At 65.8% G+C, this 18,784-nt stretch carries 19 protein-coding genes, 1 tRNA gene and 1 pseudogene; 10 read left to right on the top strand and 11 right to left on the bottom strand.

What is annotated here, in order from left to right; translation table 11 throughout:
* Positions 1-148: 148 nt before the first annotated feature.
* Entirely contained in the window at positions 149-1,576 is a 1,428-nt protein-coding gene (locus AC06FE_RS07425) for a M28 family peptidase (RefSeq protein ID WP_478072682.1), read from the bottom strand.
* A gap of 251 nt (positions 1,577-1,827) precedes the next feature.
* Between AC06FE_RS07425 and AC06FE_RS07420 the strand changes: the two genes are divergently transcribed.
* Positions 1,828-2,820: a hypothetical protein gene (locus AC06FE_RS07420; RefSeq protein WP_478072681.1), complete on the top strand. Its 993-nt coding sequence runs from the start codon at positions 1,828-1,830 to the stop codon at positions 2,818-2,820.
* Positions 2,821-2,885: 65 nt separating this feature from the next.
* On the opposite strand, the gene mscL is transcribed toward AC06FE_RS07420, so the two are convergent.
* The 3 genes from mscL to AC06FE_RS07405 form a co-directional block, all read right to left on the bottom strand.
* Positions 2,886-3,302 carry a large-conductance mechanosensitive channel protein MscL gene (mscL, locus tag AC06FE_RS07415; RefSeq protein WP_132865404.1) on the bottom strand — a complete coding sequence of 139 codons (417 nt, stop codon included), beginning with the start codon at positions 3,300-3,302 and terminating at the stop codon, positions 2,886-2,888.
* Positions 3,303-3,360: 58 nt separating this feature from the next.
* Positions 3,361-4,062, bottom strand: coding sequence for a fumarylacetoacetate hydrolase family protein (locus AC06FE_RS07410; protein WP_478072680.1), 702 nt, complete (start codon positions 4,060-4,062; stop codon positions 3,361-3,363).
* Between the two features lie 77 nt (positions 4,063-4,139).
* Positions 4,140-4,427, bottom strand: coding sequence for a hypothetical protein (locus AC06FE_RS07405; RefSeq protein ID WP_132865402.1), 288 nt, complete (start codon positions 4,425-4,427; stop codon positions 4,140-4,142).
* A 176-nt stretch (positions 4,428-4,603) separates the two neighbouring features.
* Between AC06FE_RS07405 and AC06FE_RS07400 the strand changes: the two genes are divergently transcribed.
* Positions 4,604-4,957 (top strand): Rieske (2Fe-2S) protein, encoded by a 354-nt coding sequence (locus AC06FE_RS07400; protein ID WP_478072679.1) that lies wholly within the window; start codon positions 4,604-4,606, stop codon positions 4,955-4,957.
* Positions 4,958-5,141: 184 nt separating this feature from the next.
* Here the strand turns inward: AC06FE_RS07400 and AC06FE_RS07395 are convergent, their stop codons facing one another.
* The 4 genes from AC06FE_RS07395 to thiS all read right to left on the bottom strand — a co-directional run bounded on the left by AC06FE_RS07395 (position 5,142) and on the right by thiS (position 8,910).
* The gene (locus AC06FE_RS07395; protein ID WP_478072678.1) at positions 5,142-6,992 is read right to left on the bottom strand and encodes an SLC13 family permease; all 1,851 of its coding nucleotides are present in this window, start codon (positions 6,990-6,992) and stop codon (positions 5,142-5,144) included.
* Between the two features lie 28 nt (positions 6,993-7,020).
* Positions 7,021-7,755 carry a tRNA (guanosine(46)-N7)-methyltransferase TrmB gene (gene trmB, locus AC06FE_RS07390; RefSeq protein WP_132865399.1) on the bottom strand — a complete coding sequence of 245 codons (735 nt, stop codon included), beginning with the start codon at positions 7,753-7,755 and terminating at the stop codon, positions 7,021-7,023.
* Entirely contained in the window at positions 7,755-8,549 is a 795-nt protein-coding gene (locus tag AC06FE_RS07385) for a thiazole synthase (RefSeq protein ID WP_132865398.1), read from the bottom strand. The genes trmB and AC06FE_RS07385 overlap by 1 nt, the downstream gene beginning before the upstream one ends.
* Positions 8,550-8,709: 160 nt before the next feature.
* Complete coding sequence (thiS, locus tag AC06FE_RS07380) at positions 8,710-8,910, bottom strand: sulfur carrier protein ThiS (RefSeq protein ID WP_192287470.1); 201 nt, start codon at positions 8,908-8,910, stop codon at positions 8,710-8,712.
* Positions 8,911-9,077: 167 nt separating this feature from the next.
* Between thiS and AC06FE_RS07375 the strand changes: the two genes are divergently transcribed.
* From AC06FE_RS07375 to AC06FE_RS07350, 6 genes are all read left to right on the top strand, one after another.
* Entirely contained in the window at positions 9,078-10,883 is a 1,806-nt protein-coding gene (locus tag AC06FE_RS07375) for an autotransporter outer membrane beta-barrel domain-containing protein (protein ID WP_478072882.1), read from the top strand.
* Positions 10,884-11,011: 128 nt separating this feature from the next.
* Positions 11,012-11,085: transfer RNA gene (locus AC06FE_RS07370), tRNA-Gly, on the top strand.
* A 79-nt stretch (positions 11,086-11,164) separates the two neighbouring features.
* On the top strand, positions 11,165-12,040 hold the full coding sequence (gene rimK / locus AC06FE_RS07365) for a 30S ribosomal protein S6--L-glutamate ligase (RefSeq protein WP_132865395.1): 876 nt from the start codon (positions 11,165-11,167) through the stop codon (positions 12,038-12,040).
* A gap of 218 nt (positions 12,041-12,258) precedes the next feature.
* Positions 12,259-12,723, top strand: a complete 465-nt coding sequence (locus AC06FE_RS07360; RefSeq protein WP_192287469.1) for a hypothetical protein — start codon at positions 12,259-12,261, stop codon at positions 12,721-12,723.
* Positions 12,724-12,854: 131 nt separating this feature from the next.
* On the top strand, positions 12,855-13,532 hold the full coding sequence (locus AC06FE_RS07355; RefSeq protein WP_132865393.1) for a response regulator transcription factor: 678 nt from the start codon (positions 12,855-12,857) through the stop codon (positions 13,530-13,532).
* Positions 13,525-14,868 (top strand): sensor histidine kinase, encoded by a 1,344-nt coding sequence (locus tag AC06FE_RS07350; protein ID WP_225591796.1) that lies wholly within the window; start codon positions 13,525-13,527, stop codon positions 14,866-14,868. The genes AC06FE_RS07355 and AC06FE_RS07350 overlap by 8 nt, the downstream gene beginning before the upstream one ends.
* A gap of 18 nt (positions 14,869-14,886) precedes the next feature.
* Here AC06FE_RS07350 and coaE read toward each other — a convergent pair whose 3' ends face one another.
* The 3 genes from coaE to AC06FE_RS07335 form a co-directional block, all read right to left on the bottom strand.
* The gene (gene coaE, locus AC06FE_RS07345) at positions 14,887-15,501 is read right to left on the bottom strand and encodes a dephospho-CoA kinase (RefSeq protein ID WP_192287467.1); all 615 of its coding nucleotides are present in this window, start codon (positions 15,499-15,501) and stop codon (positions 14,887-14,889) included.
* Positions 15,502-15,568: 67 nt separating this feature from the next.
* Positions 15,569-16,435 carry a prepilin peptidase gene (locus AC06FE_RS07340; RefSeq protein ID WP_132865390.1) on the bottom strand — a complete coding sequence of 289 codons (867 nt, stop codon included), beginning with the start codon at positions 16,433-16,435 and terminating at the stop codon, positions 15,569-15,571.
* Between the two features lie 7 nt (positions 16,436-16,442).
* Positions 16,443-17,702, bottom strand: a complete 1,260-nt coding sequence (locus AC06FE_RS07335; protein WP_478072881.1) for a type II secretion system F family protein — start codon at positions 17,700-17,702, stop codon at positions 16,443-16,445.
* Between the two features lie 354 nt (positions 17,703-18,056).
* Between AC06FE_RS07335 and AC06FE_RS07330 the strand changes: the two genes are divergently transcribed.
* Positions 18,057-18,416, top strand: a complete 360-nt coding sequence (locus tag AC06FE_RS07330; RefSeq protein WP_478072677.1) for a prepilin-type N-terminal cleavage/methylation domain-containing protein — start codon at positions 18,057-18,059, stop codon at positions 18,414-18,416.
* Between the two features lie 115 nt (positions 18,417-18,531).
* Positions 18,532-18,784: pseudogene (locus AC06FE_RS07325) on the top strand (hypothetical protein); the annotation flags it as partial.

The raw sequence follows: 18,784 nt of genomic DNA, 5'->3' as shown, positions 1-18,784 counted from the left end.
AAGGCGCCGTCGGCGCCTTTGTCGTTCACGGTAGAGCGGAATCACGCTCCACTGAGGCCATGCGGGAATTAGCCCCACCGGGCGCGGCTCGGCACCCCCTGCAACGAAAAGGCGCCTTGCGGCGCCTTTCCGGTCACGGCCCGGGCGATCACTCGCGCGGCGGCACCACGTCCTTGGCCTCGCTGCCGAAGCTGCCTTCCGATTCGGCGGCCAGGTAGGCGAACACGGTGTAAGCGGCCACGTTCTGTGCCAGCGCCTTCGGGTCGATCTTGTCCAGGGTGTCGTCCGGGGTGTGGTGCAGGTCGAAATAATCGGTCCCGTCCTGGGCCAGCCAGGCCCAGGCGCCGCCCTTGGCCGCCAACGGGCCGACATCCGGGCCCGGACCGCCCTTGCCCGGCTGGTACTCGATGCCCAGCGGTGCCAGCGCTTCGGCGATCTGGCGGGTCGCCTCGCGCGAGCCCTCGGCATTGCCCGAGCCGGTGTTGAACGCATAGATGCGGCCCGCGCCGAAGTCGCTTTCGGCCGCGATGTGCTGCAGCACGATCTCGCCGGCCTGCACGCGCGCGGCAGCGTAGGCCTTGCCGCCGTGCAGCCCCTGTTCCTCGTTGGCGAAGGCGATGACGCGGATGGTGCGCTTGGGCGCCTGCTTGAGCTGGCCGATCAGGTGGCCCGCCGCCATGGTGATGCCGACGCCTGCGCCGTCATCGATCGCGCCGGTGCCCAGGTCCCACGAATCCAGGTGACCGCCGATCACCACCACTTCCTTGGGCAGGCTGCGGCCGGTGATCTCGCCGATCACGTTCTGCGAGGTGTAGCTGCCATCCCAGCCGCAATCCAGTGCGATGCGGATGCGGGTGGCACCGCGCGCGACCAGCCGGTTGAGCTGGTCCGCATCCGGGCCGGACAGCGCGGCCGACGGTACCGGCGTCAGGCCTTCATCGAAGCGGGTGATGCCGGTATGCGGCATGCGGTGCGAATCGGTGCCGGCCGAACGCATGATGTAGCCGATCGCGCCCTTGCGGATGGCCTCGGACGGGCCGCGGCTGCGCACGGTGCCGCCGATGCCGTAGTCCTCGCCACTGCGGCTGCGGTTCATGGTGAAGTCGACGTAGGCGATCTTGCCCGCCAGCGAACCTTCCGGTGCGGCCTTCAGGGCATCCAGGCCCTCGAAGCGCACTACTTCGGCTTCGACCGTTCCGGCCGGGCTGCCGCCCAGTGCGGTGATGGTCAACGGTTGCGGATGGGCGCCGAGTACCGAGGCGTGTTCACTGCGACGCTCCCACTTCGGGAAGGTGACCGGCTCGGTCCAGACCTTGTCGAAACCCAGCGCCTTGAACTTGGCCTTGGCCCATTCCACGGCACGGGCATCGGCTTCGCTGCCGGCCATGCGCGGCCCGACTTCGGTGGTCAACGACTCTACTACCTGCCAGCCGGTGGTGTCGGCCAGCGCCTGTTCGCGCAGCTGCGCGGCGGTGCTGATCGCCGCATCGGGGATGCGGGTCGGGGCGGGGGCGTTCGTCGCGCCGGCCGTGGCGCACAACAGCAAGGTGGCAAGGGCGAGGGCAGTGCGACGCATGGGTTCCGCTCCGAAGTAAAGAATCACTGACTTTAGCAGCGTGATCCGGCCGCCGAATGTGCCGGTTGGGGGGGGACGGCCGCGCTGCCTGGTGCACCTGGAGCATCACGATGTGAACCGCTGCCCAGAACGTTCGGCATGCAGATGCGGATGAGCCAGACTTCAGGAGTTTTCCCGCTGCGCCGCGCCATGTCCGCGGGCGAGCCTACGCGACCACCGATGGGGTGGATGAGCACGTAGCTGGAGCAAGCATGAAGTGGCAGCACAGGATGGCAGCCCCGTTGTTCTCGATGGCCCTGATACCGGCGATGGCGCTGGCCGAGGAGTCACGGCAGGAGGTCCACCCGGCCCGTTTCACCGGGCCACTGATCACCTCCAACCCGGCGGCCTACACGCCCGGGCATTTCTATCTGCAGCCCTATCTGATCAACACGCGCCAGCGCGGGTACTACGACAGTCAGGGCAATCGCTTCGGGATGGGCGAGCACGGCAGCGACCTGCAGCTGAGCCTGCTGGCCGGTTATGGCATCAATGAGCGGCTCACCGGGCAGCTCTCGCTCAGTGCCGGACGGGCACGCATCGGCCAGCAGCGCGCCGATGGGCTGCGCTTCGGCGACAGCAAGCTCAAGCTCAACTACGTGCTGCGCCCACGGGCGGCTTCGACGGGTGACATGGTCATCAGTACCCAGGTGAGCCAGACGCTGGCCACGGGCAGTTACGACGAGCTTGGCGGCAATGCGCTCAATGGGCGTGGCAACGGCGCAAGGCGCACCGCCCTTTCCCTGGTGGGCCAGCAATGGTTGCCGATGTCCAGCGGCCACACGCTGCGTTGGCGCTGGCAGGTGGGCTGGAGTCCGTCGCCTGGCCGCGTCGATGTGGAGGGAACCAGCGTGTTTGGTACCGGGCATGCCTTCCGCGGCGCGATGCACCACGGCAGCAACACCAGCGCCGCGGTGGGGTTCGAATACAGCCTCAGCCCGGATTGGGCACTGGCATTGGATGTCACCGCCTCGCGCGACGGGCGCGCGGTGTTGCAGGGGTGCCATGCCCCTGCGCAGGGGCGCTGCGTCCAGGGGCAGCGTCGCGCCGACCCGCGCAGCCGCAGTTTCAGCGCGGCACCGGCCATCGAGTACATCCACAGCGATCGGGTGGGCTTCCTGCTCGGAGCCGAGCTGTCGCTGCCAGGTGGGCGCAACAGCGCGTCGTTCGTCAGCCCCCAGTTCTCGGCGATGCTGACCTTCTGATCGGCGCAGACGAAAACGGCCGGAAGGAAGTCCTTCCGGCCGTTGCATCAACGCCCCGGGGCGCCTCAGCGCTTGTTGAGGCTGTCGCGGATCTCGCGCAGCAACAGCACTTCCTCGGACGGCTCGGCCGGTGCCGCCGGGGCCTCTTCCTTCTTGCGCGAGAGCCGGTTGACCACCTTGACCAGCATGAAGATGGCGAAGGCGACGATGATGAACTGGATCAGGGTGTTGATGAAATCACCGTAGCCGATCACCACCGCCGGGATCTCCTTGCCGTCGGCACCGATCTTGGCGGGGGCCAGGGTCCAGGCCAGCGCCGAGAAGTCGACGTTGCCGATCAGCCAGCCGATCGGCGGCATGATCACCTTGTCCACCAGCGAGGTGACGATCTTGCCGAACGCGCCGCCGATCACGACACCGACCGCCAGGTCGATGACGTTGCCGCGCATGGCGAATTCCTTGAACTCGCTAATCATTCCCATGAAGTTCTCCTGTTCGTACGGATGGGGGAGCTGGCGCAGCCTACTCCATCGGATGTCGTCAGGCGATCACGCCCTGGCAGCGGGCGATGTCGCCCAGCCGTGCATCGAAGCGGTCGCCCTTGTGCAGTGCCGCCACGCCGGCCGGCGTACCCATGAACACCAGGTCGCCTGCACGCAGTGCGTACAGCTTGGACAGCTCGTGCAGGATCTCAGGAACGTTCCAGATCATCTGGTCCAGGGTGGATTGCTGGCGCACCTGGCCGTTGATCTCCAGCGACAGGCGCACCGCTTCCAGCGGGCCCACCTGGTCGGCCGGCACCAGCGTGCTGACCGGCGCCGAATGATCGAACCCCTTGGCGATGTCCCAGGGCCCGCCCTTGGCCTTGGCCGCGGCCTGCAGGTCACGACGGGTCAGGTCCAGGCCCACGCCATAGGCGGCCACCAGCGCCAGCGCGGCGTCGACCGGCAGCACGCCGGCCGGTGCATCCCTGCCCAGCGCCACGACCAGCTCCACCTCGTGGTGCAGGTCGGCGGTGGCGGGCGGATAGGGCACTTCGGCATCGCCGATGACGATGGCATCGGCCGGCTTCATGAAGAACATCGGCTGCCCGCGGTCGCTCGGTGCGGCGGGCGTGGCCCCCATCTCGCGCGCATGGTCGGCGAAGTTGCGGCCCACGCAATAGATGCGGTGCACCGGGAACGTACTGCCGCCGGCCACCGGTACACGGGGCAGGGTCGGGGTGGGGATCAGATCAGTCATGGTTCGCGTCCAGGTGAAACGACGCGAAAGTCTAGCGGAGTTGTGCCCGGCCAAGCGCTGCAGCGGGGGCCGGGAACTCAGGCGCCGGTGCTGTGCGGCAGTGCGGCCTTGCGCACCACGCGGTATTCGGCGTCGACCACCGATGGGTCAGCCTTGCCGGCGTTGCGGCGCTTGCGTGCTGCCAACAGCTTCCAGGCGATTCCGCCGAGGATCATCGCGGCACCGACAAACACGCCGGCCACGACCAGCACCGCCAGGATGGCAAGGCCCAGCAGGCCGAGTGCAATCCGTACGAGCGGGTTGCGCGGCTTGCGCGGCTCGAACAGGTTGCGGAGCTTGGAGAACTGGACGTAACGGATGCGCATGAAAGGGGTGTGACCGTTTGGCTGCCGGCGAGTATCGGCGGCGATGCGGGGCAATGCGTGAAGTTGTCGTTAATTCTTGCCTGAATATGTCATCAGGACAATGGTTCCGGTCAGCTTGGTCATGGTCCGGATGGCTGCGTGCGACAATCGCGGTTCGAATCGCGCCGGTGTTCCAGATGTCTTCCGTATCCTCGCCCGAAACTGAATTGGCAAAACTCGATGACCTGCCCGATGGCGGCTTCCACGCGGTGACCGCCACCCTGCAAGAGGATGCCGAAACCCTGGTGCTGTACCGCGATGGCGCGCAGGTACGTGCCTGGTTGAACGTCTGTCCGCATGCCGGTCGCGCGCTGGACTGGGCGCCGGGGCAGTTCCTCAAGAGCCGCGAGGGACACCTGGTGTGCGCCGTGCACGGTGCTTCGTTCGAACTGGAAGGCGGCATCTGCGTGGCCGGCCCGTGCAAGGGCGATTCGCTGCGCGCGGTCCCCGTTGAAGTGCGTGACGGACGGGTGCTGTTGGCCGGTGCGTAGGAGTGGCGTAAGTCGCCAGGTCCGTCGGCGCTTGTCACACACGTATTGAATTGATGGCCTGCAGGCAGGAATGCACGTTCCGCATCGTGATTGACGATGGCACGTGCTGCGCCAGCCGCGCTCCTACGGACGGAGCCATTCGGTTGCTTCGCCGCCAGGAGCGCCTGGACGGCCGCGCGCAGCTTCAGAACATCAGGTTGATCATCACCACCACGATGATCGTGTAGAGCAACGACAGCGGCCCGCCGACGCGCCACATCTCGCGCGGGGTGTACTTGGCCGGGCCCATCGCCATCGAGATCACCGGGTTGGAGGCGGTCATCAGGTTGTTGGACGCCGACAACGCCACGATCAGCGCGAACGCGGTGGGATTGCCGCCGGCCGCCAGCGCCAGGTTCACCGCGATGGGCACCATGACGATGGTGGCGCCGACATGGCTGATCACCAGCGAGAACGCGGTGGTCAGCAGGGCCAGCGCCAGTTCCAGCGCCCAGACCGGGATGCCGCTGGGCAGCTTGTCGATGGTGTGGCCGGCGATCCAGGCCGCCGCGCCGCTGCTGTCCATCGCCCAGCCCAGCGGGATCAGCCCGGCCATCATGAAGATGGTCTTCCAGTTGATCGCCGCGTAGGCCTCGTCCATGCGCAACACGCCGGTCAGCAGCATGCCAGCCACGCCCATGAGCAGGGTCAACGCCACCGGCAGGTGCGAGGTCAACGCGATGATGATGGTGATGGCGAAGATCGCCATGGCGATCTTGAACTTGTGCGGACGCTGCTCGCCCTTGGGGTAGTCGGTGACCACCACGAAGTCACGGCTGCCCGCGGCAGTGGCGAGGTCCTGCCAGATGCTGTGGAAGACCAGCATGTCACCGGCGCGCAACGGCGTGTTGCGCACGTCCTCGCGGATCACCTGCTTGTCGCGGTTGATCGCCAGCAGGCTGATGCCACGCTCCTTGCGCAGGCGCAGCTCGCCGGCGGTCTTGCCGATCACCCGCGAGGTCGGTGGCACCACGGCCTCGGAGATGCCGGCACGCGCCGGGTTGAACAGGTCGCCCAGCTGCTTCAGGCGCGAGGACATGCGCAGGAACTGGTTCTGCGCGAAATCCGATACCTGCTGCCGCGGCCCCATCGCGCCGATCACGCTGCCCACCCAGATGCGCATGTCCGCCGGTGGTGCCAGGCGGGTGTCGTCACCGGTCTTCAGGGCCAGCAGCAACGGTGCATCGAACAGGTTCTCGGCATCGCTGACGGTCATGCCGACCAGCGGGCTCTCGGCGGTGACCAGCAACTCGAACACGTCGCCCTCGATGCCGTAGGCCTTGGCGAAGTAGCTCTCGGTGCGGGCCGGCGCCTGTGCATCGTCGCCTTCGCTGCCTTCCTCCTCCCGGAGCTTGCAGCTGCCATAGAAGTGGAAATAGGCCAGCGAGGCGATCACCAGCGCCACGCCGATCGGCAGCGGCGCGAACATCCGCAAGGGCTCGATCGTCGCGGTGCCGGAGGGCAGGTTGTTGTTGGCCGACATCAACAGGTCGTTGAGCAGGATCAGCGGCGAGTTGCCGACCATGGTCAGCGCGCCGCCCATCACGATGGCGGCGGATATCGGCAACAGCAGGCGCTTGAGGGTCAGCGTCGTGCGCGATGCCAGCCGCGAGGCCACCGGCAGGTACAACGCCATCACCGAGGGGTTCTGCATGAACGAGGAGTTCAAGCCGGCGGTGGCGGTGGTCAGCAGCAGCAGGCGTTTCTCGACGCCGTGCGAGCGCCGCAGCAGCCAGCCGGCCAGCCGGTTCAACGCGCCGGTACGGTCCAGCCCGGCGCCGAGGATGGTGGTGGCGATGATGCTCATCACCGCGTTACCGGAGAAACCGCCGAAGATTTCTTCCGGTGCGATCAACCCGGTCACGCCGAGCACCACCATCACCACCAGCGCGACCACGTCGGCGCGGATGCGCTCGAACAGGAACATCGCCATCGTGAAGCCGACCAGCCCGAGCACGAGCTTCATGTCGGTCGTCAGCGTCAGCGCGGTATCCATGCGGCGGCGGTTCCTTCAGCAGTCCCGGTCAGGCGCGGTCGTAGAGCAGATCCCAGACGCCATGGCCGAGCTTCTGGCCACGGGTCTCGAAGTGGGTCTGCGGGCGCCAGTCCGGGCGCGGCACGCTGCCGCGCGGGCCGGCGCGGTTGGCCAGGCCTTCGGTGGCGTCGAGCACGTCCCACATCTGCTCGGCGTAGTCGGCCCAGTCGGTGGCACAGTGCAGCAGGCCACCCGGGCGCAGCTTGCGCACCAGCAGCGCGGCGAAGGCCGGCTGCACGAGGCGGCGCTTGTTGTGGCGCTTCTTGTGCCACGGGTCCGGGAAGTAGATGCGGATTTCGTCCAGCGCGCCGTCGGCGATTTCCTTCTCCAGCACTTCCACCGCGTCGTGGTGGTAGAGCTTGACGTGGTCGGCGCCGTCGTCGGCCAGTGCGTTGAGCAGGCGGCCCACGCCGGGGGCGTGCACCTCGATGCCTATGTAGTCCTTGGACGGGTCGAACTGCGCGGCGTAACGCAGCGCGGCACCGTTGCCGAAGCCGATTTCCAGCACCTTGGGCGCGACGCGGCCGAAAGTGGCGTCCAGATCACGCGGTTCGCCGTTGAAGTCGATGCCGAAACGCGGCCAGCGCTCGTCGAACGCGCGCTGCTGGGCCGGGGTGAAGCGGCCCTGGCGCAGCACGAAGCTGCGTACTTCGCGGCGGCCTTCGGTCACGGTGAAGGGCTTGGGCGGTGCCTTGGAGCCCGCGCTGTCAAAGGGATTGGTCATCAGGCGATCAACCCTTCCACCGGCGAGGAGGCACTGGCATAGCGCTTGCGCGGGATGCGCCCGGCCAGGAAGGCCTCGCGGCCGGCTTCCACGGCCTTGCGCATGGCGCTGGCCATCAGCACCGGGTTGCGGGCGCCGGCAATGGCGGTGTTCATCAGCACGCCGTCGCAGCCCAGTTCCATCGCGATGGCCGCATCGGACGCGGTGCCGACGCCGGCATCGACGATGATCGGCACCTTGGCGTTCTCGATGATCTCGATCAGGTTGTACTTGTTCTGGATGCCCAGGCCCGAGCCGATCGGCGCGGCCAGCGGCATCACCGCGGCGCAGCCGATCTCCTCCAGTCGCTTGGCCAGGATCGGGTCGTCGGAGGTGTAGACCATGACGTCGAAGCCGTCCTTGACCAGTTGCTCGGCCGCCTTGAGGGTGGCCATCACGTCCGGGTACAGGGTCTTCTGGTCGCCCAGCACTTCCAGCTTGGTCAGGTTGTGGCCGTCGAGCAGCTCACGCGCCAGGCGGCAGGTACGCACGGCATCTTCGGCGGTGTAGCAGCCGGCGGTGTTGGGCAGGATGGCGTAGCGGTCCGGCGGCAGCACGTCGAGCAGGTTGGGCTCGCCCGGGTTCTGGCCGATGTTGGTGCGGCGGATGGCCACGGTGACGATCTGGGCGCCAGCGGCTTCGGTGGCCAGGCGGGTTTCTTCCAGATCCTTGAACTTGCCGGTGCCGGTCAGCAGCCGGGAGGAATACGTCTTGCCGGCGATGACCAGCGAATCGGAGGGAGCATTTGCGTTCATTGCCGAATTATCACCCATCAGCCCCGGCAGGAGCGGCCTTGGCCGCGAAACCGCTGATGGCCGGGCCTCGCGGAGTGCCGCATGCGGAACCGCCCGAAGGCGGCGGCCCCGCGGTCGTCGGCTTCGCGGCCGAGGCCGCCCCTGGCCGTGGGCGGCTGGCTCAGCCACCACCCAGTGCGTGAACGATCTCGACCAGGTCGCCGTCCTGCACGAGGTGCTCGCCATGCCGGCTGCGCGGCACGATCTGGCCGTTGACCTCGACGGCGACCCGGCGCTCGGCCAGGCCTTCATCGGCCAGCAGTTCGAGCACGGTGAGGGGGTGGGAAAGGGGGCGGGCCTGGCCATTGAGCTGGATGTTCATGCGGCCATTTTCGCCAGAGCCGTCGCAAAAGCCCAGCCGCATGCGGCAGCGCAGCGTGAGACTGTTACGAGGGAATGAAAAACTAACAACGTGCGGCAGCGTATGCGCCGCTTACCCCCAGTACGGAGCATTCCATGAACCTCTTCTCCCGCCCGCTGCGCTCGGCCATCGCCGTCGCCATTGCCTTGGCCGCTGCACCGGCCATGGCGCAGTCCCCGTTCTCCAAGACGGTGTTCTTCGGTGACAGCCTGACCGATACCGGCAATTTCCGGCCGGTGCTGGTGCAACTGGATCCGAGTGCGGCGGTCGTCGGCCGCTTCACCACCAACCCGGGCTGGGTCTGGTCGGATTACGTGGCAGACCACTTCGGCACCGATGCCAGCCCCAACGGCAATGGCCAGACCGGCGACAACTACGCCATCGGTGGCGCGCGCGTCGGCGTGGACAGCAGCGTCACCCTGGCCCCGGGTACGCCGGCGCTGCCGGTGGCCTCGCTCAAGAGCCAGATGACCCGTTACCTGGCCGCCAACGGTGGCAAGGCCGATCCGAACGCCCTGTACAGCGTGTGGGGCGGTGCCAATGACCTGTTCGCCGTCCAGGATGCCCCGGCCCAGGCGCAGGCCATCATCGGGGCCGCCGTCGCTGACGAAGTCGGCATCGTCGGCACGCTCAAGGCCGCCGGCGCACAGTACGTGATGGTGATGAACCTGCCGGACATCGGACTCACCCCGGCCTCCCGCGCGGGCGGTCCGGTCGGCATGGCACAGGGCACCGCGCTGGCCAAGGCCTACAACGATGCCCTGTTCGGTGGGCTCAAGCAGGCCGGCCTGCAGGTGATCCCGGTGGATACCTTCAGCATCCTGCAGGAAATCGTCGCCGACCCGGGCACCTACGGGTTCACCAACGTCTCGGGCATGGCCTGCACGTCCGTCTCGTCGCTGACCTGCAGCCCGCTGACCACGGTCGCCCCGAACGCGGCCAACACCTACGTGTTCGCCGACGGCGTGCATCCGAGCACCGCCGCCCACCAGATCATGGGCCAGTACGCCATCTCGGTGATCGAAGCCCCGCGCCTGCAGCAGGTGCTGACCCACTCGGCGCAGACCACCGGTCGTGCCCGTGCCGACCAGGTCGGCGCGCACCTGGCCGGTCGCCCGGCCGATGGCCTGAGCTGGTGGGGCAACCTGCGTGGCGACATGCAGCGGTATGCACACGCCGACCTGTATGACGGCATGGCACCGGCCGGCCTGTTCGGCGTCGACTGGGCCCGCGACGGCATCGTCCTCGGCGGCTTCGCCGGCTTTGGCCGGATGGACGCCGATTTCGGCAACAGCAAGGGCGACTTCACCCAGGACGACACCACGCTGGGCCTGTTCGCCGGCTGGTACGGCGACAAGGTCTGGGTGAACGGCCAGCTCAGCTACAGCTGGTTGGGCTACGACGTGACCCGCAAGGTCCAGCTCGGCCCGGCCACCCGTGAGCACAAGGGCTCGCCGGACGGCAGCAACCTGACGGCAGCGGTCAACGCCGGCTATGACTTCGGCCAGGAAGGCGGCTTCCGTCATGGCCCGGTCGCGGCGGTGATCTGGCAGAAGGTCAAGCTCGACGGTTACACCGAAAGCAACGCCAGCGCCACCGCGCTGGGCTATGGCGATCAGGACGCCGACTCGACCGTCGGCCGCATCGGCTGGCAGGCGCGCTACGACGGCGGCAACTTCCGCCCGTACGTGCAGGCTACCTACGACCACGAGTTCGAGAAGGGCAAGCAGGCCAGCGCGTGGCTGCAGACGATGGCCGACGTGGGCACCTACAAGGTGCCGGGCCTGGCGTTTGATCGTGATTACGCCACCGTCGTGCTGGGTGCCCGGGTCAACCTGTGGGGCCTGAACAGCAACATCGGCATGAGCACCACCACGCTGCAGAAGTCGGCACGTGACATGACCGTGTTCGCCAGCTTCAGCGGCAGCTTCTGATCCACGGATGCCGTGAATGGAAGGCGGTGCCGCCCCGGCGGCACCGCCTTTGTTTTGCCAGCCGGCCTGCCCGTGTCGCATTGACCGTTGCGCTGCGAGGGCAGGGGCGCATAGACTTGCCACGCCGCGCGGGTGTAGCTCAATGGTAGAGCAGAAGCTTCCCAAGCTTACGACGAGGGTTCGATTCCCTTCACCCGCTCCATTTTCCAGGCGCCGCAATGGGCCTGAGGCATCACGCAAGGGCGGGTGGGAAGTGCCACGCCTTCCATGCAGGCCCTGCGATGAAACTGGCCATCCTCTCCCGCAACACCAAACTCTATTCGACCCGTCGACTGGTCGAGGCTGCGCGTGCGCGTGGGCACACCGTCCGCATCCTTGACCCGCTGCGCTGCTACATGCGCATCACCGCCGGCGGCTTCGACATGCATTACAAGGGCAAGCCGCTGTCAGGCTTCGATGCGGTGATCCCGCGCATCGGTGCCTCCATCACCCGCTATGGCACGGCGGTGCTGCGCCAGTTCGAGATGATGGGGGCACGCACCCCGAACCCGTCCGACGCCATCCTGCGCGCGCGTGACAAGCTGCGCGCGCATCAGCTGCTGGCCGCCAAGGGCATCGACATGCCGGTGACGGTGTTCGGCGACAACCCGGACGATACCGACGACCTGCTGTCGATGCTGGGGCCGCCGCCGCACGTGGTGAAGCTCAGCGAGGGCACCCAGGGCCGCGGCGTGATCCTCACCGAGAAGCTCAGCGCCTCCAAGGGCACGGTCGAGGCCCTGCGCGGGCTGTATGCCAACTTCCTGATGCAGGAGTTCATCGCCGAAGCGCAGGGCGCGGACCTGCGCTGCCTGGTGGTCGGCGACCAGGTCGTGGCGACCATGCGCCGCCAGGCCCAGGAGGGCGACTTCCGCTCCAACCTGCACGCCGGTGGCACCGCCGAGCCGGTGCAGGCCAGCAAGGCCGAGCAGCAGGTGGCGGTGCGCTCGGCCAGGGCGCTGGGGCTCGGCATCGCGGGCGTGGACCTGATCCGTTCCAGGCGCGGGCCGCTGGTGCTGGAGGTCAATTCGACCCCCGGGCTGGAGGGCATCGAGTCGGTTTCCGGCGGTGATGTCGCCGGGCGGATGATCGATTACGTCGCAAATCTCAAGCGCTGACGGGCACCTGCAATTTGTTTGCATGGTTTTAACAACCCTTTAATCCGCTTGGTTCTAGCCTGCTTCCACTGTACCCAGCCCTCCTCAGTGGGTCCGGTGATCGGGAATTTTTCAGGCCCTGGCGGTTTTCGCCAGGGCCTTGTTTTTATTGGGTATTTTCTCCTGTTGTTGTGGGGTTGCTACGGCGATAGAGTGTTGCGACCAAGGAGAGGATGAACATGCTGAAGAACGTGATCTTGATGGTGCTGTTTGCGTTGCCCGCCGTTGCATCCGCGGCCAAGCAGGAGCCCGCCCTGCAATCGGCGCAGCCCTTCCAGGTGCAGCAGGCGAAGGTGCGGCAGGAGCTGCAGGCGGGGGAGGTATACAGCGAGATTTCAGCCCCGGATCGGGAACGGGTACTGGCCGCACTGGATCGCATCGCTGCGGTCGTGGGTGAGGGAAGCCTCGACCTGCTGCCTTCCGATGCCCGCGCCCAGGTGCTGGGCGACCACGAGCTCGTCAACACCGTCCTGGCCAAGGCGCGCGAGGACAGCCGTCAGATCTGCCGGCGTGAAAAGACGCTGGGCTCCACGATGGCGACCACCCAGTGCGTTACCGTCGCGCAGCGCGAGCGCATCAGGAATGATTCACGGCGCGCGGTGGAATCCCTGCAGGGCGGAAAGGACGTCAAGGTAGGCAACTAAAGCCGGCATGTCTGGAGGGGGCTGTTACCGGCAGCAAGCCATCATTGTGAGAAGTTAATACTTGCTGTGATGTAATCCATTTCCTGCCGGGGAAAGCTCCCTGTGCTTTCAAGACAAAGGTACCCGCACACGTGCGCATTCTCGTAATCGAAGATAACAGCGACATCGCGGCGAATCTGGGTGACTACCTGGAAGATCGCGGTCATACGGTGGATTTCGCGGCCGATGGCGTCACCGGCCTGCATCTGGCCGTGGTGCATGATTTCGACGCGATCGTGCTCGATCTCAACCTGCCGGGCATGGACGGCATCGAGGTCTGCCGCAAGCTGCGCAACGACGCGCGCAAGCAGACGCCGGTGCTGATGCTGACCGCACGCGACTCGTTGGACAACAAGCTGGCCGGGTTCGACTCCGGTGCCGATGACTACCTGATCAAGCCGTTCGCGCTGCAGGAAGTCGAAGTCCGCCTCAACGCCTTGTCGCGGCGTGGCAAGGGCGCGCACACGCGCGTGCTGGAAGTGGGCGACCTGGAATACAACCTGGACACGCTGGAAGTGCGCCGCCAGGGCAAGCTGCTGCAGCTCAACCCCACCGCGTTGAAGATCCTGCAGGCATTGATGGAAGCCTCGCCTGCCGTGGTCACCCGCCAGGAACTGGAAACCCGGGTATGGGGTGAGGAGTTGCCGGATTCGGATTCCCTGCGCGTGCATATCCACGGGCTGCGCGCGGTGGTGGACAAGCCGTTCGCCGCACCGATGATCCAGACCCGCCATGGCATTGGATACCGCATCGCCGTTGCCGATGTCTGAGGACGTTGCGCCTGGGCCGACACGCAAGCGGGGGCGTTATCGCCGCCGCCTGCGTAGCCGCATCATCCTTTCATTCGTGTTGTTGGGCTTCTGCCTGACCACGCTGTTCGCGTTTGCGACGAACTGGGCGCGGATGCGCGTGGAAAACCAGTTGGTCGAGGACGTGATGAACACCAATCTCGACGCATCCTGGGAAAGCTACGTCCGCAGTGGTGGCAAGGACGTGATGGCGCCGGTGCAGCAGATTCGCGCCATCCTCATCCGCCCCGACAAGCCCGACCGGCTCGAAGCCCTGCGTCGGGAGTATCCCGAATGGGAGCATCTGCGCGACGGCATCCATAACTTCAGTGGTGAGGATGCCGACGGCAAGCCGTTCTACTACAAGGTGGGTGTGCGCAAGACCCCCGATGCCTGGTTTTTCATCGCCTATGACATGGGACAGGCGATGCGCGGTGAGCAGCAGCTCAAGCGCGCGCTGTTTCTTTCGGTGATCGTCTTCAGCCTGCTTTCGTGGGTCCTTGGGTGGTGGTCCGCCTCGCGCGTCATGCGCCCGGTGTCGGATCTGGCGGCCCGCCTGCGTGCCTACCGGGGGGACAACAAGCATCCCGAGCCGTTGGCGCCGCGCTTCCCGGACGACGAAGTCGGCCAGTTGGCCGAGGCCCTGGATGATTATTCGGCGCGATTGACCGAAGTGGTCCAGCGCGACCGTGAGTTCAACGCCGACGTCAGCCATGAGTTGCGTACCCCTTTGGCGGTCATCCGCGGTGCAACCGAGTTGCTGCTCGCGCGCCCGGGGCTTGATGAAAAGGTGCTGCAACGCCTGCAGCGCATCCAGCGGGCCGAACAGCAATGCACCGACCTGATCGGTTCGCTGTTGCTGCTGTCACGCAACGAGCGTGGCCATGGCAACAGCAATGTGGCCAAGGTGGCCGAGCAGTTGCTGGATGCGCATCGCGCGCAGCTGGGTGGCAAACCGCTGGTGCTGGCGCTGGAAGGGGAGCGCGAGCTGGTGGTCGATGCGCCGGAATCGGCGCTGTCGGTCGCGCTGGGCAACCTGATCGGCAACGCAGTGAAGTACACCCAGGACGGGCAGGTGCTGGTACGGGTGGCGGCCGATGCGGTGGAGGTGATCGACTCGGGGCCGGGGTTGAGCGAGGAGGATGCGGCGAGCCTGTTCCAGCGCGGTTATCGTGGCACCCATGCCGGTCATTCGCAGGGTGGGGGCATCGGCCTGTCGATCGTCAGTCGCCTGTGCGCGTTGTACGGTTGGCGGGTGGATATCCGTCCGGGTAGCGAACGCGGCGTGATCGCCACGTTGCGTTTCTCCGCCGCCTGATCAGGCGCGGGTTGGCCGTTACCGTTTGCTGGCTAGATCGCGGTAGCGCTGGTCCAGCGCCTCGACCTGCGCCTGCAGCGCATCGGGATGCCCATCATTGACGATGACGTCATCGGCCAGCGCCAGGCGCTGTTCGCGCGTGGCCTGTGCCTGGATCATGCGATCCGCCAGTTCGGCGTTGATGTTGTCACGTCGCAACAGCCGCGCATGCTGGAGCGCGACGGGGGTGTCCACGACGAGGATGCGGTCCAGCCACGGATAGGCGGCACGGCCTCCGACCTCCGTCAGCAACGGGATGGCAGCGATCACATAGGGCCCCGGTGCGGCAGTGCAGATGTCCATCATGCGCCGGCGGATGGCGGGGTGGGTGATGGCTTCGAGCGCACGCCGCTCATCGTCGTTGGCAAATACACGCTGGCGGAGCAGGGCGCGGTCCAGGGTGCCGTCGGCCTGGACGATATCGACGCCGAAACGTCCGACGATCCGTGCCAGGGCGGGGTTGCCGGGGGCCACGACTTCGCGCGCGGCCACGTCGGCATCGGCGACGACGATGCCCAGTGCTTCGAAGCGCCGGCTGACCTCGCTCTTGCCTGAGGCAATCCCGCCGGTGAGGCCAATGGTGAAATTGCTCATTGCAGACGGGCTCGGTTGAGCGGGGTGGCCTCGCGGCTTCGTCCCCGCATCCGCATGGACAGTGGTCTTACTGCTGCAGGCCGGACAGTCGCAGGTAACCGCCAATCAACTGGTCGCCCCACATGAAGACCAGCCAGCCGGCGATGGCCAGGTAGGGGCCAAACGGAATCGGCGTGGCCTTGTCACGGCCCTTGGAATACAGCCAGATCGAACCGATGATGGCGCCCACCAGCGAGGACAGCAGGATGATCGGCAGGATGCCCTTCACGCCGCACCAGGCGCCCAGCGCCGCCAACAGCTTGAAGTCGCCGTGGCCCATGCCTTCCTTGCCGGTGAGCTGCTTGAACAGCCACCACACCGTCCAGAGTGACAGGTAACCCACCGCGGCACCGATCAGCGCGGGCTTGGCGGGCATGTACAGGTTGTCCATGCTGCCGATCAGGCCGAGCCACATCAGGGGCAGGGTGAGCTGGTCCGGAAGCAGTTGCGTGCGCAAGTCGATGCCGGACAGTGCTACCAGGAAGCAGCTCAGCACGATCGCGCCGAAGCCCTGCCAGCCGAAGCCGAACTGCCAGACGCTAGCCAGCACCAGCAGCGCCGTGACCAGCTCCACCAGCGGATACTGCAGCGAAATGGGGGCCTGGCAGTGGCGGCACTTGCCGCGCTGGACCAGCCAGCTGAACAGCGGGATGTTCTCGTACCAACTCAGCTTGTGCTTGCAATGCGGGCAGTGCGATGGCTCGACCACGATTCCCGGCGGCGGCGGCTCGTAGATGTCCGGCTGCTCGAGAATCTCGCGCGCGTCGCGCCGCCACTGCCACTCCAGCCGCTTGGGCAGGCGCAGGATCACCACATTGAGGAAGCTGCCGATCAGCAGTCCCAGGCCGACCGCGGCGGGGTAGCCGAGGCCGGGATGCTGGTCGAGAAATGCCATCTGTCAGTTATCCAACAATCGAGGCCAGCTTGAAGATCGGCAGGTACATGCCGATGACCATGCCGCCCACCACCACGCCGATGAACACCATGATCATGGGTTCGATCAGGCTGCTCAGCGCGTCGACGGCGTTGTTCACTTCCTGCTCGAAGTATTCGGCCACCTTGAACAGCATCGAGTCCAGGGCGCCTGCTTCCTCGCCGATGGCGGTCATCTGCACCACCATGTGCGGGAACAGGTTGACCTGCTTCATGGCCATGTTGACCGGATAGCCCACGGCAACATCGTCGCGCATCCGCAGCACCGCCTGTTCATAGACACTGCTGCCGGTGGCGCCGGCGACGATGCTGAGAGCTTCCACCAGGGGCACGCCGGCCTTGAACGTGACCGCCGTTGTGCGGGCAAAACGCGCAATGGCGCTGTTATGCAGGATCTGGCCGATGACCGGGACCTTCAATACAAGCCTGTCCATTGCGTGCTGCATTGGTATGGATCGCTTGTAGGCAAACATGAAACCGATGATCGAACCTGCAATGATGAACAGTATCAGCCACCACCAGCTGACCATTAGCTTGGAGGCTGCAACGATCATCTTGGTGAAGGCAGGCAGGTCCGCGCCGAAGCCGGCAAACACCTCCTCGAACTGCGGAACCACCCAGATCAGCAGGATCGAGCTCACCAGCAGCGCGACCGCGATGGTCATGGCGGGATAGAACAGCGCCTTCTTGATCTTGCCCTTCAGGGACTCGAGGTTCTCCTGATAGTTGGCGATGGTTTCGAGCACGGTCTCCAGAACGCCCGCGCCTTCGCCGGCGCGGACCAGGTTGCGGTACAGCTCATCGAACTGCACGGGGTGCCTACTGATGGCCTCGTACAGCGAGGAGCCGCCTTCCAGGTCAGCGCGGATCTGCCCCACCATCTTGGCCATGCGGGGGTTCTTGTGCCCGCTGCCGATGATCTCCAGCGCCGTCACGATGGGCACGCCGGACTTCATCATGGTCGCCATCTGGCGGCTGAAGAAGGCGATGTCCTTGGGCTTGATGGGCTTGCCGGTGGCGCCGAACAGCGGTTTGGGCTTGGGCTTCACCACGGTGGGGGTGATCCCCAGGCGGCGAAGCTCGGCCTTGAGCAGGTTGGCGTTCTTGGCGTCCTGCTCGCCCTTCATCTTGGTGCCGCGCTTGTCGGTCCCCTCCCAGACAAACGGCTGCATCTGGCTGGTGTTGCGACCCGCCGACTCTTTGCTTGCTGCACTTCGGGTAACGGCCATTTCTTCTCCCCGTCCGGGCATCCCCACCCGGAACAATGGTCTGCATGGTAGCGGTTCGCTTGGCTTCCGGCACGCCCTCATCCGGCCTTTGACGCGTTGGGTCACACTTGGCCGGGACAGGGCGCTGGCTAAAGGGTGGAGGGTTGCGTCACATTGTGACGTTTTTCGTCATGTTGGAGTGCCAGTCTCGAAATTGATGCCGGGGGGCTTCACTTATTTCAGGATGCTGCCATCATTGCCGCGGGGAGTAGGGGGTGCTGGGCTAGTTGGCACGCAACCTGCTTTGTAACCCCATGCGGGGCGGGCATTCGCCTGCAACCATGTTCACAATTCACACCTCTAGGGGATGTACTTATGAAGAAGCAGCAGGGCTTTACCCTCATCGAACTGATGATCGTCGTGGCGATCATCGCCATCCTGGCCGCCATCGCGCTGCCGCAGTACCGCAACTACACCCAGCGTTCGGCCAACGGCGCCTGCCTGGCTGAAGCCAAGGCTTACATGGGCGCGGCTGTCGCCAATCTGGCCGATGGTCGTACCATTGCTAACCTCACCGGCAAGGCCTGCGATGGCACCGTGACCGCCCCGACCACCAGTGATTACAACTCCGGCGCTTCGGTGACCTTCAATGCCCCGACCAAGGGCAATGCCACCATCAAGCAGAACACCAAGTGCGATGTCGGCAGCGGTACCTGTGCACTGCAGGCTCCGTAAGTCGCTGGTTTGAAAGTGTTTTAGCGAAGAGCGCCGAAAGGCGCTCTTCGTTTTTCAAGCGACTGCTCTGCTTTGCTTTGGTGGGCTGCCTGTCCGCTGCTCTTCCGGATTGAGAATGCACATATCTGTTTCGAGGGCTCGACTTGTTCTTGCTGCGCTGCTCATCGCGGTGCTGTCGGCATGGATCTTCGTGCCGGGGCTTGGTGGTGGATTCGTTTTTGATGACAGGCCGAATATTGTCCAGAACACGTCGCTGCATCTGGCGCCAGGTGCGAATCTGGATGATCTGCTGTATGGCATTTACAGTTTTCAGCCGGGCAATGGCTCGCGTTCCCTCGCGATGCTCAGCTTCGCCATCGATCATTGGC

The organism is Stenotrophomonas sp. Steno-C18, assembly GCF_056393195.1.
Note: the sequence above shows the minus strand (reverse complement) of the source record. Positions and strands in the feature narration are given on the sequence as shown.